Here is a 439-nt window from a genome sequence, read left to right on the forward strand (position 1 = left end):
CGTCGTCGCCGAGACCGCCGGCGCCGGCTCCGCCGCGATCACCCGCCAGTTCGAGGCGGTGCGCGTCGCCTCCGAAGAGGAGCATCGCCAGACCATCGAGGCGATGCACGACATCTACCGCCAGACCACGGACGAGGCGGATACGATGTTCAAGCAGTCGACGGAGAAGTTCACCAACCTCGTCTCCAGCATGAAGCAGATGGCCTTCGAGATGCACAACGAGCTCGAAGCCACCCGCAACGAGCTGCGCCGCGGCGTGCTCGAGATGCCGCAGGAGGCCGCCGAGAGCACTGCGCAGATGCGCAAGGTGATCGTCGACCAGATCGAGGCCCTCGCCGAGCTCAACCGCATCGTGGCCCAGCATGGCCGCGGCCTCGACGTCACCACGACGGGCCGCGCGTCCGTCGCGGTCCAGCGCCAGGAAGAGCCGATCATGGCA

Annotated in this window: 1 protein-coding gene; it reads left to right on the forward strand. The window is 67.7% G+C overall.

Going from position 1 to position 439, the window contains the following annotated elements; all coding sequences use genetic code 11:
* The coding region (locus MOV74_RS40340; RefSeq protein ID WP_246933127.1) for a hypothetical protein at window positions 1–439 on the forward strand (439 nt) is incomplete at both ends.

Origin of the sequence: Bradyrhizobium sp. SHOUNA76 (assembly GCF_023006445.1) — a bacterium.
In the GTDB taxonomy this organism is placed as follows: Bacteria; Pseudomonadota; Alphaproteobacteria; order Rhizobiales; family Xanthobacteraceae; genus Bradyrhizobium.